The 16,555-nt window shown below is 62.7% G+C and carries 17 protein-coding genes and 1 pseudogene; 15 read left to right on the plus strand and 3 right to left on the minus strand.

The window, feature by feature from the left end; translation table 11 throughout:
- Window positions 1-70: 70 nt before the first annotated feature.
- Window positions 71-874, minus strand: coding sequence for an IclR family transcriptional regulator (locus tag JET14_RS17160; RefSeq protein ID WP_200335082.1), 804 nt, complete (start codon window positions 872-874; stop codon window positions 71-73).
- 204 nt (window positions 875-1,078) lie between these two features.
- Here JET14_RS17160 and JET14_RS17165 point away from each other — a divergent pair, with 204 nt between their 5' ends.
- From JET14_RS17165 to JET14_RS17220, 13 genes and pseudogenes are all read left to right on the plus strand, one after another.
- A complete protein-coding gene (locus JET14_RS17165; protein ID WP_200335084.1) occupies window positions 1,079-1,486 on the plus strand; it encodes a Zn-ribbon domain-containing OB-fold protein in 408 nt (135 codons plus the stop codon).
- Window positions 1,483-2,634 (plus strand): acetyl-CoA acetyltransferase, encoded by a 1,152-nt coding sequence (locus JET14_RS17170; RefSeq protein ID WP_200335085.1) that lies wholly within the window; start codon window positions 1,483-1,485, stop codon window positions 2,632-2,634. The genes JET14_RS17165 and JET14_RS17170 overlap by 4 nt, the downstream gene beginning before the upstream one ends.
- Before the next feature lie 16 nt (window positions 2,635-2,650).
- Window positions 2,651-4,726, plus strand: coding sequence for a 3-hydroxyacyl-CoA dehydrogenase NAD-binding domain-containing protein (locus JET14_RS17175; protein ID WP_200335086.1), 2,076 nt, complete (start codon window positions 2,651-2,653; stop codon window positions 4,724-4,726).
- A 207-nt stretch (window positions 4,727-4,933) separates the two neighbouring features.
- Window positions 4,934-6,289, plus strand: a complete 1,356-nt coding sequence (locus tag JET14_RS17180; RefSeq protein ID WP_200335087.1) for an ABC transporter substrate-binding protein — start codon at window positions 4,934-4,936, stop codon at window positions 6,287-6,289.
- A 64-nt stretch (window positions 6,290-6,353) separates the two neighbouring features.
- Window positions 6,354-7,664, plus strand: coding sequence for a carbohydrate ABC transporter permease (locus JET14_RS17185; RefSeq protein ID WP_200335088.1), 1,311 nt, complete (start codon window positions 6,354-6,356; stop codon window positions 7,662-7,664).
- A gap of 1 nt (window position 7,665) precedes the next feature.
- The gene (locus tag JET14_RS17190) at window positions 7,666-8,490 is read left to right on the plus strand and encodes a carbohydrate ABC transporter permease (RefSeq protein WP_200335089.1); all 825 of its coding nucleotides are present in this window, start codon (window positions 7,666-7,668) and stop codon (window positions 8,488-8,490) included.
- The gene (locus JET14_RS17195) at window positions 8,490-9,545 is read left to right on the plus strand and encodes an ABC transporter ATP-binding protein (RefSeq protein ID WP_200335090.1); all 1,056 of its coding nucleotides are present in this window, start codon (window positions 8,490-8,492) and stop codon (window positions 9,543-9,545) included. Before JET14_RS17190 ends, JET14_RS17195 begins: the two co-directional genes overlap by 1 nt.
- Window positions 9,542-10,267, plus strand: a pseudogene (locus JET14_RS22980) (glycerophosphodiester phosphodiesterase); the annotation flags it as partial. The gene JET14_RS17195 and the pseudogene JET14_RS22980, both read left to right, overlap by 4 nt.
- Window positions 10,262-11,011, plus strand: a complete 750-nt coding sequence (locus JET14_RS22985) for a glycerophosphodiester phosphodiesterase (protein WP_348648108.1) — start codon at window positions 10,262-10,264, stop codon at window positions 11,009-11,011. The pseudogene JET14_RS22980 and the gene JET14_RS22985, both read left to right, overlap by 6 nt.
- Window positions 11,001-12,038 carry a LacI family DNA-binding transcriptional regulator gene (locus JET14_RS17205; protein WP_200335094.1) on the plus strand — a complete coding sequence of 346 codons (1,038 nt, stop codon included), beginning with the start codon at window positions 11,001-11,003 and terminating at the stop codon, window positions 12,036-12,038. Before JET14_RS22985 ends, JET14_RS17205 begins: the two co-directional genes overlap by 11 nt.
- A gap of 73 nt (window positions 12,039-12,111) precedes the next feature.
- On the plus strand, window positions 12,112-12,918 hold the full coding sequence (locus JET14_RS17210; RefSeq protein ID WP_200335096.1) for an inositol monophosphatase family protein: 807 nt from the start codon (window positions 12,112-12,114) through the stop codon (window positions 12,916-12,918).
- Window positions 12,919-13,222: 304 nt separating this feature from the next.
- Complete coding sequence (locus tag JET14_RS17215) at window positions 13,223-13,795, plus strand: TetR/AcrR family transcriptional regulator (RefSeq protein WP_200335098.1); 573 nt, start codon at window positions 13,223-13,225, stop codon at window positions 13,793-13,795.
- Window positions 13,788-14,786 carry an NAD-dependent epimerase/dehydratase family protein gene (locus tag JET14_RS17220; protein ID WP_200335100.1) on the plus strand — a complete coding sequence of 333 codons (999 nt, stop codon included), beginning with the start codon at window positions 13,788-13,790 and terminating at the stop codon, window positions 14,784-14,786. Before JET14_RS17215 ends, JET14_RS17220 begins: the two co-directional genes overlap by 8 nt.
- Before the next feature lie 89 nt (window positions 14,787-14,875).
- Here JET14_RS17220 and JET14_RS22795 read toward each other — a convergent pair whose 3' ends face one another.
- A complete protein-coding gene (locus tag JET14_RS22795) occupies window positions 14,876-15,061 on the minus strand; it encodes an Rrf2 family transcriptional regulator (protein WP_246750357.1) in 186 nt (61 codons plus the stop codon).
- 173 nt (window positions 15,062-15,234) lie between these two features.
- Window positions 15,235-15,453, minus strand: a complete 219-nt coding sequence (locus tag JET14_RS17230; protein ID WP_200335102.1) for a hypothetical protein — start codon at window positions 15,451-15,453, stop codon at window positions 15,235-15,237.
- 364 nt (window positions 15,454-15,817) lie between these two features.
- Between JET14_RS17230 and JET14_RS17235 the strand changes: the two genes are divergently transcribed.
- On the plus strand, window positions 15,818-15,967 hold the full coding sequence (locus JET14_RS17235; protein ID WP_200335104.1) for a hypothetical protein: 150 nt from the start codon (window positions 15,818-15,820) through the stop codon (window positions 15,965-15,967).
- A gap of 109 nt (window positions 15,968-16,076) precedes the next feature.
- Entirely contained in the window at window positions 16,077-16,478 is a 402-nt protein-coding gene (locus JET14_RS17240) for a hypothetical protein (protein ID WP_200335106.1), read from the plus strand.
- The last annotated feature ends 77 nt before the right edge of the window (window positions 16,479-16,555 follow it).

Consider the following 16,555-nt stretch of genomic DNA (forward strand, 5'->3'; position numbering starts at 1 on the left):
TTCCCGAAACACTTCCAAGGGTCAACATATTTTTGAAACATACGTCTGCAATGCAGACAATGAGCGTTATCTATTCCGAATAGCGTCGCCTCATGCGGCCCTCAATGACGCGCGCCGCGTTCATCAGCGCCGCTGCGTATTCGCCGCGCACCTTTTCGGGCGTGAGCGCAGACGAGAGCCCGGAAATGGAAAGGAGAAGCGGATCGCCGTCTTCTGCAAAGCGGATCGTCGTGGCCGCGGCATTGAGTTCCGGCCACCAGCAGCCAAACGAGGTCACATAGCCTTCGGATTGATACCGCTCCATCTCGGCGGCCAGAAGCGGCGCCTGCGCATCATAAAGCGCAGGATCTGCCGCCTTTAGCTGCCGTAGCATGGCCGCACGACGGACCTCGGACAGCGCGGAAAGATAGGCCCTTCCGATTGCGGTCTGCAGCACCGGCACCAGAGCGCCGACATCCAGATTGAGCACGATCGCCTCGGGCCGCCGGGCCAGATCGAGATAGCGAATGCCGCCGTCGCTCGCCACGCCAAGGGCAACGGAGAAGGGCCCAAGCTCGGACAGCGCCTCCATCGACGGCCGCGCCAGTTCGTTGATGCCGGTGCTGACCAGCGCGGCCCGGCTGAGCTCGATAACGCGCGGCGCCAGGCTGTAGCCGGCGGAGCGCGCATGATGGACGAGATAGCCCAGCTTGTGCAGCGTATGGGTGAACCGGGCGACCGTGGACCGCGGCAGGCCGGTCCGCTCGGCAAGCGCCTGATTGGTGAGCGCCCGGTCATCCGGCCGATAGGCCGTAATGACCCGAAGACCGCGCTGCAGCGACGTCACGAAATGGCGGTCGCCGGCATTCTCATCCTCGGCATCGAACTCGGTCATCCCCGCTCCTTTTCAATATAACCAGAGAGGCTCTAGGCCCGAACCCACCCTCACGCAAGCCGCCGGACGCTCCTCGTCTTGCCAGAAGGGCCAAAGCTTGCTAACTATAATTTAAAATATATGCCTGCATTGCAGACAATACTGCATTTTGCCGAAACGGGGAAGAGCGTATCGCGGCAGGCGCGCATTCAGGGAGGAAAAGCGATGACGGCTCAATTGCCGGCTTCAGGGCCGGATCTCGAATTTCAGACCCATGTCGAGGATGGCCGGCTCTGGCTTCAGACATGTGAGGCCTGCGACAGGGCGATCTTCATGCCCCGCATCATCTGCCCCCATTGCGGCTCGCTCAGGCTGGCCTGGCATCCCGCCTCGGGGCTTGGAACCGTCTACTCCCGAACGGTCCTCTACGGCCGCCCGAAGCCCGGCGATACCCGCCCCACGCGCCATGCGCTCGTCCTTGTGGATCTTGACGATGGGCCGCGCATGATGAGCCGCCTTCCCGATACGGATCCCGATGACATCGTGATCGGTATGCGGGTGAAGGCGCGGATCGAAGGCGAGACCGGCGCCCATGTCGTCGTTTTCGACCCCGCCGGGGAGGCAAACGCATGACCACGCGCTTACGCGGCAAAGCCGCCATTGTCGGCGTCGGAACGGCCGGACTGGGCGAAGCACCCGGTTTCAACGCCATGGATATCCAGGCGCTTGCGGTTCACGAGGCGCTTGAAGATTCCGGGCTGAAACTGTCCGATGTCGACGGGTTGTTCACGGCCAATATGAGCCACACCTTTCCGGCGATCTCGACGATCGAATATCTGGGGCTGAAACCCCGCTGGATCGACGGCACCAATACCGGCGGCTCCAGCTTCGTTGCCCATGCCCTGTCGGCCACCATGGCGCTCGAGGCCGGATTGTGCGACGTTGCGCTGATCTGCTACGGCGCGACCTTACGTTCGGATGCCGGCCGCATGACGCCGGCCGCCGAGCAGCCGACCTATGAAATCCCCCACAGACCGCGCTATCCGATGACGGCCTATGCCATGGCGGCGGCCACCCATATGGCGCGTTTCGGCACCACCCGCGCGCAACTTGCCGAGGTTGCCGTCGCCGCCCGCGCCTGGGCGCGGATGAACCCCGAGGCCTTCGAGCGCGATCCTTTATCCATCGAGGATGTCCTGTCGTCGCGCATGGTGATGGAGCCGCTCAGCCTGCGCGACTGCTGCCTCCTTACCGACGGCGCCGGCGCCGTGGTGATGACCCGCGCGGACAGGGCCCGCGACCTGCCCAACAAGCCGGTCTATTTCCTCGGCGGCGGCATCGCCTCCTATAACAGGGCCGTGTCCGAAATGCCGGACCTGACGACGACGGCCGCCCGCGATTCGGGCGAACGCGCCTTTGCCATGGCCGGGCTTAAGCCGGAGGACATGAACGTTCTCCAGCTCTACGACGCCTTCACCATCAACGTCATCCTGTTTCTGGAAGATCTCGGCTTCTGCCCCAAGGGCGAAGGCGGCGCCTTCGTGTCCGGCGGGCGCATCGCCCCCGGCGGTCCGCTGCCAGTCAATACCAATGGCGGCGGGCTCTCCTTCTGCCACCCCGGCATGTACGGCGTGTTCACGCTGATCGAGGCCACGCGGCAGTTGCGCGGCACAGCCGGGGAACGCCAGATCGCCGATGCCGAAACGGCGCTCTGCCACGGCAACGGGATCACCCTGTCGCATCAGGCGACGGCGATTTTCGGAACGGCAGCAGCCCTTTGACGCGGAGATTAAGACCATGACCAACACGCTGATCGAGCAGGAAAGACGCGGCGCGCTCGGCATCATCCGCATGAACCGCCCGCCGGTCAACGCGCTCGGACATGCACTGCGCAGCCAGATCGCCGGGGCCCATCGCGCTTTCGAGGGCGATCCGGACATCGCCGTCACCGTGATTACCGCGACAGGCCGCGTCTTTTCCGGCGGCGCGGACATAACCGAGTTCAACACCGGCCGCAAGCATCCCTACCTGACCGAACTGATCACCATGCTGGAGGAAGGCGAAAAGCCGGTCGTCGCGGTCGTCAACGGCGTCGCCTTCGGCGGCGGCTTCGAACTGGCGCTCGGCTGCGACTATATCTATGCCTTGCCGGCCGCGAAGTTCTCCTTCCCGGAAATCAAGCTCGGAAATATTCCAGGCGCCGGCGGCACGCAGAAGCTGCCGCGGCTTACCGGCGGGCCGAAGGCGCTGGAGCTTATTATCACCGGCAGGACGATCACGGCCGACGAAGCCGTGGCGCTCGGTGTCGCCGAAACCGTTTTCGAAAATGAGGCTGACGCGCTGACCCGCCTCGAAAAGGCCGTGGCCGAAGGCCTGCCGCGCCGCCGGGTTCGCGACATGGCGATGACCGGCTCGCCGGATGAACTTGACGCGGTTGCCGAAGGGCATCTGCGCCGCAGCCGGGGCGCGCCGGCGGAAAAGACCGCGCTCGAAGCTGTGCGCAAGGCCTATGACACGCCCATCGACGAAGCGCTCGCTTGGGAGCGCGACACATTCCAGATCCTCAACGCCACGCCGGAAGCGCGCGCCATGCGGCATCTGTTCTTCGCCGAACGCGAGGCGCGCAAGATTGCCGACCTGCCAAAGGATACGCCGCAGCGGACCGTCGCATCCGTCGGCGTCATCGGCGCCGGCACGATGGGCCGCAGCATCGCCATGTGCTTTGCCGATGCCGGCCTGCCGGTCACCCTCGTGGAGGAGGCGCAGGACCGGCTGGATGCGGGCCTTGCCGCCATCCGCAAGACCTATGAGGCATCACGCGACAAGGGCCGGATTTCCGATGCTGACGTAACCGTGCGGATGGCGCTGATTACGGGCACAATCGCGCTCGAAAGCCTTGCCTCCGTCGATCTCGCCATCGAGGCCGTATTCGAGTCCATGCCGGTGAAATGCGCCGTCTTTGCCGCGCTCAACAGGATCTGCAAGAAGGGCGCAATCCTTGCCACCAACACCTCGACGCTCGATGTCAATCGCATTGCGGCCGCAACCGCGCGGCCTGAGGATGTCATCGGCCTGCATTTCTTCAGCCCGGCCCATATCATGAAGCTGCTGGAGGTCGTGCGGGCGGCAAAGACCGCGCCGGATGTGGTCGCGACAGCGATGGAGATCGGCCGGAAACTTGGAAAACACAGCGTTCTGGTTGGTGTTTGCGACGGCTTTGCCGGCAATCGCATGTTCATCAACTTCAACCGCGAGGCACAGATCCTGATCGAGGAGGGCGCGCTGCCCTGGCAGGTCGATGCGGCCATGACCCGCTGGGGGCTGGCCATGGGGCCGTTGGCGGTGATGGATCTTGCCGGCCTTGATATCGGCTACCATATCCGCCAGGCGCGCGGACCCCAGACCCCCTACCCCTTCACCACGGCAGACCGTCTTTTCGAGGCCGGTCGGCTCGGCCAGAAAACCGGCAAGGGCTGGTATCTCTACGAAGAGGGCGCGCGGCGTGGAACGCCCGACCCGGAAGTCGAGGAACTGATCAAGGCGGTTTCGAAGGAAAAGGGCATCACGCGGCGCGCGGTGAGCGATGACGAAATCCTGCGCCGATGCATGTGGCAGCTGGTCAATACCGGCTACCAGATCGTCGAGGAAGGCATCGCCCAGCGTGTCAGCGATCTCGATGTCATCTTCGTCAACGGCTATGGCTTTCCCCGCACGCGCGGCGGCCCGATGTGCTTTGCCCGCGAAACCGGACTTGCGCAGGTGGCGCGCGACGTCATCCGCTACCACGCCGAGATCGGCCCGCACTGGAAACCTTCAGCGCTGCTGCTCGATGAGGCGGGCATATCCCGGCGTGAGCCGGCGCGATCGCCCTGAATTTCCGTTCAGCGAAGAGGCGCTGCCGCAGAAGACGAAAGGCGCGGAACACGCCACCACGGGTTCCCGGCTTGCCATGCAGCAGCCTCATCGCCGGCCCTTCGACACAAAACGGTAATATAAGTTTCAAGCGCCGGACACACGATCCCCTTATTGATTGCACGCGCGTGCAATGATGCATGCTGGAACGAATTGAAGGGGCTTCCCGTGAGCATACTCAAGACAACCAAAACCGCCCTTCTGGGCTCCGTACTGGCAATGGGCTTCGCTTCCGGCGCCCTGGCCGAAGATTATACCATCACCGTCTGGTCCGGCGGCACCGGCGAAACCGGCAGCTATCGCTGGGAAGCGATCCAGATGGCCGCGGACATTCTGGAGCGCGAATATGCGGTGACGGGCCAGGATGTGAGCATCACAGTCGAGCATCAGGAATGGTCAGGCTGGGACGACTTCAAGCAGGCCGTTACCCTCGCCGCCGAGGCCGGCAATGCGCCCAACATTATCGTCTCCGGCCATGAGGACATCGGCCCCTGGTCGCGCTCGGGCCTGCTGCGCCCGGTCGAGGATTATGTCGATTTCGACGCCTGGCCGCTCAGCCAGATCTATCCGAACCTGATCGACATCGCCAGCTATGACGGCGTCGTCTGGGGCCTGCCGCAGGATGCGGAAGCCCGTCCGTTCTTCTTCTCCCGCGCGCATCTGGCGGAAATCGGCTATTCGCAAGAGGAGATTGATGCCCTGCCGCAGCGCGTTCAGGACGGCGAATATACGCTCTACGACATGCTCGACGATGCCAAGGCGATGCAGGACAAGGGCGTCGTCGCGGAGCGCCGCGGCTTCATGCCGCGCGTCAACAACGGCACAGACTACTGGCAATTCTATGTCAGCTTCGGCGGCGACATGGTCGATCCGGAAACCGGCAAGCTCGTGCTCGACCGACAGGCGCTCACCGACATGTACCAGTTCTTCGTCGACGCCGCCGATATGGGCGTGGTCTCCTCCACGCATCTCGGCACGACATGGGACGACTGGCACCAGGCAGTTTCCAGCGATCAGGTCGGCATCTGGCACGGCGGCACCTGGCACAAGGCCGAATGGGAAGCCAAATGGGGTCTTGAAGACTTCTTCGGCGAGATCCAGTACAGCCTGATCCCCGCCGGCAACGAACGCGGCCGCGCCAACACGATCAGCCATCCGCTCGTCTACCTCCTCTCCAACACCGGCACCGATGATGATGCCGTCATCGCCTCCGAACTGATCACCATCGCCACGGAGCCGCGCATCGCCGCGCTTCATGCCGTCAAGTCCGGCAAGGTCGCAATCGGCTCGGAAGAGGCGAAGGTTCCGGTCTTTGCCAATGACCGGTGGAGCAGCATCGCCACCACCGAGCTTCTGCCCTATGCCACGGCGGTTCCGAACGACATCGACTTCGGCGTCGTCTGGAAGGCCATGTATGCCGGGCTCGAATCCTCGTGGACCGGCACGTCCTCGGTGGAGGATGCCGTCAACACTGTCGAAAGCGAAGTCACCGGCCAGCTCGGCGACGCGATCATCGTGCGCTGATTGACCCTGCCCCGGAGCCGCCCGCCGGCTCCGGGGCCCTTGCTTTCCTGACGGACCATAGACAATGAAAAACAGAGCCAATGGTTTGGGCCTTGTGCTGATGGCGCCGGCAGTATTGCTGCTCATCGCCTTCTTCCTGCTGCCGGCGACACTGACCGGCATCTTCGCCTTTACCAATATGAGCACATCCACAGGCATTTCGGGCGGCGCCTATGTCGTCACCGAAACCGTCCTGCGCAAGCTTGAGGCTACCGACCTCGACCCGAAACTGCGTGCCGGCCTCGGCGAGAAAAGCTATACGGTGAACGCCGAAACGCTCGCGGCTGCGACGTCGGCCGATATCGAACCCGGTTTTCTCGCGGAAATCGAGGACCGACTTTCAGGCAAAACCTATGCGGCCTCCTCCGCCTTCGAGGACGATCTGAAATCCCTGCCCTCGCGGCCGCGGCGCATCCGCGACCTGAAGCTTGCAACCGAACCCTTCGAACGCTCGGTGATCAACACACGCTATCCCGATCGCGGCCAGTTTGAGGCAGCGCTCCAGACCTTCCTTCCGGCGGCAACGAAGGCCGATCTCGAGACGATCGCGACGGCTTCCTACACCGGCTGGACATGGACCAGGGACAATTTCATCGACCTCTTCACCCGCGCCGACACGCTGCGATTGGTCGCCAACACCGTGTTCTACGTCTGCGCCACGCTCGCCTTCAACGTTTTCGTCGGCCTGTTTCTCGCCATCGCCGTCTTTTACCTGCCAAGTCGCGCCGGGGGCGTCTTCAACGTGCTCTGGCTGCTGCCGCGCATCACCCCGGTCGTGCTCTACGCCATCATGTGGAAATGGTTCACCTGGGAGAACGGCTTTCTCTATGTCGCCGCAGAGGACCTCGGGCTTCCCGCCTTCAACTACATGAAGGGTTCCGTGCCGACCGCCTGGGCAACGGTGATCCTCGTCAACGGCTTTGTCGGCGCCTCTTTCGGCATGATCCTGTTTTCCGGCGCTCTGAGGGCCATCCCCATCCAGCAGCTCTGGTCAAGCGAGGTCGACGGCGCAAACCGCTGGCAGCAGGTGACGCGGATCATCCTTCCGCAGATGCGCTGGCCGATCCTGTTCGTCACTTCCTACCAGACGCTGTCTCTGCTTTCCTCTTACGAACTGATCTGGCTGACCACGAATGGCGGGCCGGGAAGCACGACCACCGTCTGGTCTCTGGAAGCCTTCCACACCGCCCTCAACAACTATACCGGCAACCTGCAGTACGGCCTGGGCGCGGCCATGGCGCTCATTCTCGTCATTGTCGGTCTCGCCCTCTCCATCCTCTATCTGCGCCTGTTCAGGTTCAACGAACTGGTCAGCAAACCGAAGATCGAGTTCTAGAATGACCAAGAACCACACTGTCTGGCCTGTCATCTGTATCCTCGCGCTGTTCAGCGCGCCGCTGGCGATCATGTATCTTTTCCTCGTGGTCGATACCTTTTCCAATTCGGCGCCGGGTTCGTTCCTGCCCCATGAATTCACGCTGCAGCACTGGCGGTTTCTGTGGAATCCGGATGTGACCGGCGATGTCTGGAAGCCGACGCTCAACACCTTCCTGTTCACGATCAGCATGGTCGCGATCGTGCTCGGCGTGTCGACCACGGCCGGTTATGCGATCTCACGGCTCAACCTGCCGTTCCGCCGGTTTTTCCTGTCATCGCTGATGGTGATGCATGCCTTTCCGACCGTGACGCTGCTGATCGGCGTGTTTCTGGTGCTGCAATATGCCGGGCTCTACAACACCCTCATCGGCGTCATTCTGGTGAAGGCCAGCCTGATGCTGCCGCTCGGCATCTGGATCATGAAGGGGTTTTACGATTCCGTGCCCTGGGAGATCGAAATGGCCGGCGTCCAGGACGGTGCCAGCCGTTTCACGGTCTGGTGGCGGCTGATCCTGCCGCAGGTCAAGCCCGGCCTGATGGCGCTTTCCATCTTCGTCTTCATAGACGGCTGGAGCGAATACCTTCTGCCGCGCATTCTCGCACCGGCAGCCCAGATCGAAGTGCTCTCGGTCTATCTCGAGGCCGTCTCCGATCCCGATTCCGTCACCTATAATTTCAATCTCTTCAAGTCCGTCGGGCTGTTCTACACCCTGCCGGTCATCGTTCTCTTCGTGCTGTTCCAGAAGCCGCTGATGAACATCTTCAGTGGAGGCACCAAAGGCTGATGCAAGTCTCTCTTTCCGATTTCACCAAATCCTTCGACGGCACGCCGGTCATCGAAGACCTGAACCTTACCGTCCGCTCCGGCGAGATGATGGCCCTGCTCGGCCCCTCCGGCTGCGGCAAGTCGACCACGCTCTTCGCCGTCTGCGGCATTCACCGCATCAACAAGGGCAAGATCCTGTTCGGTGACAAGGATGTCTCGACGCTTCCGAGCCAGAAGCGCAATGTCGGCGTCGTCTTCCAGAACTACGCGCTCTATCCGCACATGTCCGTGTTCGACAATATCGCTTTCCCGCTAAGCGTCAGGCGCATGAACAAGGCCGATATCAAGCGCGAGGTCGAGGCGATCGCCGGCCTTGCCCATATCGACAATCTGCTGGAGCGCAAGCCGGGCCAGCTTTCCGGCGGTCAGCAGCAACGCGTCGCCCTGGCCCGCGCCATCGTGCGCCGTCCGAACGTGCTGCTGCTCGACGAGCCGCTTGCCAATCTCGACGCCAAGCTGCGCCTCGAAATGCGTTCGGAAATCCGCCGCATCCAGCTCGAGACCGGCATTACCGCCATTCTGGTGACCCACGACCAGGTCGAGGCGATGTCGATGTGCGACCGGGTCGCGATCATGGACAAGGGCAGGATCCTGCAACTTGACCGCCCGACCGCGCTTTACGAGGCGCCGGCCAACCGTTTCGTCGCCGGCTTTCTCGGCAATCCGCCGATCGTCTTTGCCGAGGGACGCATTGACGACGGCGCTTTGACGACAGACGACGCGATCCGCCTGCCGCTGCCGAAACGGCTGGCGGGCCGCACGCAAGGCGAGCGGATTGCTCTCGGCATCAGGCCGGAGCATTTCGGCGGCAGCCATCCCGACATCGCAACCGGCGCCGTCAGCTTCATCGAACCGCAGGGCCGCGAAATGCTGTTTGACGTCAGGCTGGGCGAGAAGACCGTACTGCGCTCGATCCAGCCGGTGCGAAGCGACGTGAGGATCGGCGAAACCGTTTCCTGGGGGCTTGAGACGGAGAAACTGCTGGCCTTCGATGCGTCGGGACAGGCGATATGACAAGACGATCGGAGAACACCATACCCTGGCCCCTCGCGACGGGGGAGCCCGCCTGCATCGCCCATCGCGGCGCTTCGGCCCATGCGCCGGAAAACACGCTTGCCGCCTTTCGCGTCGCGGCCGAACTGGGCACGGAGATGTGGGAAATTGACGTGCAGTTGACGGCCGACGACGTGCCGGTGATCGCGCATGACGCGAAACTGAAGCGCATCGCCGGCATCGATCGCGCGATCGCCGATCTTCGCTTCGAACGCCTGCGCGATCTCGCGCCGGATATCCCGACCCTTGGCGAAACGCTCGATCTTGCCGCAAGTCTGGACCAGGCGCTCTATATCGAGCTCAAGGCCGAGGGCGCGGGCCGCATCGCATGGAACCATCTGCTTACGAACGGCTTTGACCGTGCCGTGCTCGGCAGTTTCAGCATGGACGAAGTCCGCTCGCTCGCCGATGCGGGTTGTCCGTTTCCGCTTTCGACCCTCGTCCCGCTCGGCGCGGACCCGTTTTCACGGGCGGCAGAAACCCGGGCCGACATCATTCATCTCTGCTGGGAGAAAGGCGGTGGCGAACGCCCTGAGCGCCAGGTCGACACAGCGCTTCTTGAGCGCGCGAAGGACGAGGGGCTGGGCGTTGTGCTCTGGCACGAGGAGCGCAAGCCCGTGCTGGACGCGCTGATGAAACTGCCGGTGCTCGGCATTTGCACCAACCAGCCCGAACTGATGCGCGGCTTCGACCGTTTCGCGGGTTTGGCCACCGAGATCGTCTGCCATCGCGGCGCCAATCATTTCGCCCCCGAAAACACGCTGGCCGCCGCGCGGTTGAGCTTCGATCAGGGCGCGCGCTACGTCGAGATCGACGTGCATATGAGCGCCGACGGCGAAATCGTGGTCATTCATGATGCGACGCTGGACCGCACCACCAGCGGAACCGGCGCGGTCAGGGCGCGGACGCTGGCCGAATTGAAGGCGTTGAGCGCCGGCGCGTGGTTTTCGCCCTTTTATGCGGCGGAAACCATGCCGACGCTTGATGAGATGATCGCGCTTGCCAGATCATACGGGGCGCGGCTCTATATCGAGAACAAGACCGTCGACGCGAAGGTTCTGGTCGATTTCGTGCGCTCGCGGAATTTTCTTGGCGACTGTTTCTTCTGGTCCGAGAACCCGTCTTTGCAGGAAGCGATGCGCCAGGCCGCGCCCGATGCCAATATCAAGGCCAGTGCCGGACGCTATCAAGGTGTGGAGGAGATGCAAGGCCATCTGGCGCCGCAGCTTGCCGAGATCCATTATCGGGATTATGCGCGCCTTGCTCCCCAATGCCTTGAGAGAGGGATCACCCCGATGATGCAGTATTTCGGCGACGATCCCGCAATCTTCGACCGGATCGTCGAGATCGCCCCGCCGATGATCAATCTCGATCGGGCCGATCTTCTGGCATCAGCACTTCGTCGGCGGCTTGCCGATGACCGATGACAACCGCCCCGGACGGGCGCCGACCGCCGAGGATGTCGCCCGGCTTGCGGGCGTCCACCGCTCCGCCGTCTCGCGCACCTTCACCCCCGGCGCGAGCGTCGCCCCGCAAACGCGCGAAAAGGTGCTTGAGGCAGCCGCCGCGCTCGGCTATCGCGTCAATTTCCTCGCACGCAGCCTGTCGCACCAGCGCTCCAACCTCGTCGGACTTGTGGTATCCGACATCGACAACCCGTTTCGGGCGCAACTGCTGGCCGAACTCGGGACGAGCCTTGTCGCTTCCGGCTATCGTCCGCTGTTGCTGCCGACCGAGCGCGGCGGCAAGGTCGCCCGCCATATCGACATGATGCTGCACTACAATGTCGCCGGCGCGATTGTCACCGATGACGCATCGCCCGCCGAGATAGCCCGCCAATGCGCCGATCACGGCGTACCACTGGTGCTGATCAACAAGCGGCCCGTTGCCGATACGGTGCTGAACGTTTCTATGGACACGGAAACCGCGGGTAAACTGGCCGCGCGCGCGCTTTTCGATGCCGGATGCCGGCGTGTGGCGCTGGCGAGCCAGCGGCGCAGTTCGCACTCGATCGGCCTGCGCCGCTCCGCCTTCTGGCGGGCATGCGAGCGGCTTAATGTCGAGATCGCCGGCGAATATTTCGGCGACCTGCCGAATTATGAAGGCGGACGCGCGGCCGCTGATGCCTTTCTCGCCGACGCCATCGACGTCGATGGCATCTATTGCGCCAATGACTATCTGGCGCTCGGCTTCATCGACACCATCCGCCATCTGAGCGCCCTATCCATTCCCGGCGACCTCAAGCTTGTTGCCTGCGACGACATTCCCGAGGCCGGCTGGCTCGCCTATGACCTGACAACGGTCCGGCAGGATCCTGTGCGCACGGCCGATGCCGCCGTCAACGGCCTCCTGGCTCGGATCACTGAACCCGAGACGTCCGTGCATCCCATCATTGTCGACGTTCATCTGGTCGAACGCGGTTCAACCGCCGTCATGCCGGCTCCTCAGATATGAAAGCAGCCTTGCGCCGCCGGCGCCGCCGAACCTTGCCGAGCCTCTCCGTAATCCGAAAAGACATCGCCCTTCCATGACCATGCCTTCCCTGACCGACCGCGCCGAAAGGCTTGCCGCCGCCAAGACCGTCATCACCGCGGCCGGCGCGCGCGCGCTCGACTTCTTCCGCCGCTACAAGACCCTCGCCGTAGAAACCAAGAAGAACGACCAGGATCTGGTCTCCGTTGCGGATCGATCCGTCGAGGACTTCATCCGCTCGCGAATTGCAGAGATGTTCCCCGATGACGGGTTTCTGGGCGAGGAGCACGGTATGAAGGCCGGCACAAGCGCCTTTTGCTGGATCATCGATCCGATCGACGGCACAAGCCCCTTTCTCAACGGTCTGGATAGCTGGTCGGTGGTGATCGCCCTTGCAGAGGCCGGTCGCACCGTTCTCTCGCTCGTCGCCCACCCCGCAACCGGCACGCTTTACTGGGCCGAGGAGGGCAAAGGCGCCTGGCGCGACAGCCAGCCGATTTCCGTCAACGCGGCCACCCCCTTTTCGGGCGGAACCGTCGCCATCGGACCCGGCGCCAGAAACCATGCAGAGGCTGTCGGCAGGATCGTCGCCGAAGTCCTTCAAAACGGCGGCAGCTTCATGCGCAACGGCTCTGCCGCGCTCAGCCTCGCCCATGTGGCGCAGGGTAGCTATCTCGGCTTCTACGAGCCCGAACTCAGCGCTTGGGATTGTGTCGCGGGCCTGCTCCTGGTGCGGGAGGCCGGCGGCATCGCCGATGATCCCTTTGCCGGCAAGCTTTCGAAGAAACGAAGGCCCTGCCTTGCCGCCGCGCCCCAGATCGCACCGCAATTGCGGGCGATCATTGCCGGCAAACCGACCTGACCCGACGGAGCGCCAGCATCCTCATCCAGCCCCACGGCCTACGGCTGAACTCTTCAGGCTTTCAGTGATGTCCCTTGCACCGGGCATCAAGGGTCGGGAGCGCCGTGCGTCCATTCGGACGCACAAAGGACGCCATAACCTATTGCATCGACGGATCGTGCTTTCCAAAAGTCGATCCCGATTTTCGGAAAGCGCGATACGCTGTAAGCCGCGCGGCTTCCATGTGCCCACCGGAGCAGATTGCTCGTTGACATCCAGTCATCACCTGTTTATTTCCGAACGGTTGGAAATAAACAGGTGATCCATGGCGCGTCCCAGAAAACATGATCAGGGCAAGATACTCGACGCGGTCGAGCGGGTTGTTGCACGCGACGGCGTGCTGACCGTCGATGCAGTTGCCAAGGAGGCAGGCGTATCGAAAGCCACCGTGCTTTATGAGCATGCCAGCAAGCGCGATCTCGTCGAGGCCCTGGTGGAACGCACGATCAAGGCGGACAACGCCTTCAACGCGGCCTGTGCGGCATCATTTGCCGGCGAGGCCGACGCGACCCTCAAGGGTCGTATCCTGGCCGCTCGGCGCAGCCCGCCGGCGCCCGAGGGAAATCCTGCGGTGCTGAGCCTCGTCTCCGCGCTGATGCAGGATGCCGATCTGCGCGCCGAGTTCCGGCGGAACCAGAATGCGCTCTCCACGCATTTGCTGGCCGAAGCGAGCAATCCCCGGGCTGCACGGCTTGCCTGGCTGGCGCTCGAGGGCCTCAAATTCCAGCAACACCTCGAACTGCACGACTGGGACACGGCCGCGCGCGCGGAAATCCTGGACGACATCGAAACGCTCGCCGGCCTCGGCAAAGACAGCATCGGATATGACAATGGCTGAGGGAAACGTCTTCATCACCGGCGCTGCAGGCTATGTGGGGCGCAACCTGCTGCGCCACTTTGTCGCCAGAGGGCATGCGGTGACCGGTCTTGTTCGCAGCCCGGAGGCTGCCGACCGGATTGCATCCTGGGGCGCTCGTCCGGTTCTGGGCGACATGCTGACCGCCGAGCTGGCCCCGCTCATGTCCGGCGCTGACAGGCTCATCCACGCCGCCGCCAATGTCGATCACACAACGGGGTCTGCGGCCGCCTCAGTAAACCCGGATGGCACGCGTCGGGTCCTGGAGGCGGCGAACGCGGCCGGTGTCGAGAAGGCCATTCATATCAGCACCGATTCCGTGCTGCAGGACGGCCGTCCCCTGCGCAATGTCGACGAGACGGCGCCTTATCCGGACCGTCCCGCCGGGGCATATTCAGCCGGGAAGGCTGAGGCGGAGAGGGTCGCCCGGCACGCCGCCGCTCAAGGCCAGCATGTTGTCATCCTGCGCCCGCGCATGGTGTGGGGCCGGGATGACACGACAGCGCTTCCCGTGCTGGTCGAGGCCGTGAAAAGCGGCAGTTTCGCCTGGATCTCGGGCGGCGGCTATCGCTCCTCCACCCTGCATGTCGCCAATCTGTGCCATGCCGTGGATCTTGCCTTCGCCCATGGAGAGCGTGGAGCAATCTACCATGTGACGGACGGACCGGCCCGCACCTTTCGCGAAACCGTGACCGGCCTGCTGGCGAGCCGGGGCCTGGAAGCCGGCGGCAGGAGCGTGCCGCGCGCCGCGCTCCGCATCATCGCCGGTATCGGCGACGGGTTGCACCGGCTGAGCGGCGGCCGGCTCGGCGGGCCGCTGAGCTATCAGGACTATGCCACCAGCGCGGTCGAGATCACGCTTGATACCCAAAAGGCCGAACGCGAACTCGGCTACAGTCCGGTGATCTCCTGGGAGGAGGGCCTGGGCGAACTGCGACAGAAACAGCGTTTCCGCCTTTTCCATTGTGCCTGAAAGAGCCGTGTTGACGCGCTCTTGCACCTTGCAATCGGGATGTTCGCTCCGGTTCCCGATTGCAAACAGGGCGGGTCGCCCGAGGCCTTTTAAACGGCGAGCAGCGGGATCTCGTCCAGAGGCCGCGCAAGCTGCCAGCCTCCGCCGTGGCCTTTTGCGGATTTGACAAGACCGGCCTCGCGCAGTCCCGCCACCGTCCGGCGAAACACGGCCGGATTGGCGCCCATGCTCCTGGCCTGCGTCTCGGAGGTCAAAGGACCATCGAACTGGCCCATATGGGTGCATTCACAATTGTTAAATGCACCATAAAAAGCACATTTATGCGCGCTATGTGATTGTTTTTATTGCATTCTAGTAGGACTGAAGCTTTGGTAAACATCATCCGATTCACCGGATGAAAGCATCTGATTCACCAAATTCGGCCCTTCGCAGCTTTCTGGTCGAGCGATCACCGATTTGGCCACTCGCGGGCAACGCGTTTTAGCTCCGAGATAGGGAAAGCTTTTTCATCCAGATTGTCGATGAGGCGCAACAGGTCCTTTCGATGATAAAACCACGCGCCCATCCAAACAGGATCTCCGAGCACGACCTCACCTGCGTCAAGCGCGAAGTTTTCCACGATGGCGGTCCTGAGGATACTCCGCAGTGGCTCCATGCCGTCGACCATGTTTCGCTTCTTCAGCCACCTGAAGAAATAACCGTATGCCGCTTGAGGGCCCGCGCGGCCGCTACTGCGTCCGGAGTCGGTACAAAGTCGCTTGAACTCTCTCAGAATGGTGTCGGTCCCTGCCGAGTAAGTCTTGAAGCCGATGTCCCCAACACGAGCCCAATCGGAAGGCCCATACTCCTTGATTGGCGCAGTAGGTCCGTCCGCCAAAAGAGCTCCGAGCATTTCGGATGCCTTTACAACACCGGAGACAGTCTGAGTGCCCAGCCAATCTTCGCACTTGTCTGTCGCGGAGATGCACACGGGCAGGCAGGTTGTTCGGGTCGCTCTTTCAGCCGCGAACGAGACCTGGATACACGGGATGATGAGCCGTCGCATCGAACGATCCCGCCAAGATATCATTCGAACCAGCCATTCGATCGCCGGCGATGGCGGCGACGTGCCGGATGGCGCAATTCTCGGACGATTGTGGCCGGATCGGCGTATTTTATGGCAGGTCCGCGAAAGCGGATGAACCGCATCGGGTGATATGAGGGAAGACGCATTATCGCCCATGGAATGGTCCGGTGACGCGAACAATGCTGTCGTCAGTCGGAGCAAATGGGCAACGAAAGGTCCAAACAATGTTGCTGGATGATTCCCGTTTCCCTCTTGTCTTCTTGCGTGAGCACGAGGACGAAAACTCGTCGGTCGAGGAAGTGCATGACAGGAACGGTCAGCTTGAGAGCCTGCTGGACAGGCAGATGCATTTTGTCCTGATCGCGGACCACGCCGAGCATGATCACGACGATGAAACGCCCGAAGAGCGCAAGGAAAAAGCGCTGTTCTTCAAGCGGATCAAAGATCGCATGAAGAAATATTGCCTTGGGTTGGTGGTGATCGAGGGTTACGCTCCAATGAACAGTGCCGCACGGGTTGCCGCGGCGGCGGTGAGCAAGGCGATAGGCTTTTCGGTTCAGTTCGCGCCGGACGAGGCGCAAGCCACGGCCAAAGGCCTGGCTCTGCTTGAAAAACACTCTGGCTGAACGGCAATGGTGGTTGGCGTCGCCCTCGGCCGTTCGGGAGATAGTTACGATATGCGCGTGCCATAATGTGGGGCCGC

This window comes from Martelella lutilitoris, from assembly GCF_016598595.1.
In the GTDB taxonomy this organism is placed as follows: domain Bacteria; phylum Pseudomonadota; class Alphaproteobacteria; order Rhizobiales; family Rhizobiaceae; genus Martelella; species Martelella lutilitoris_A.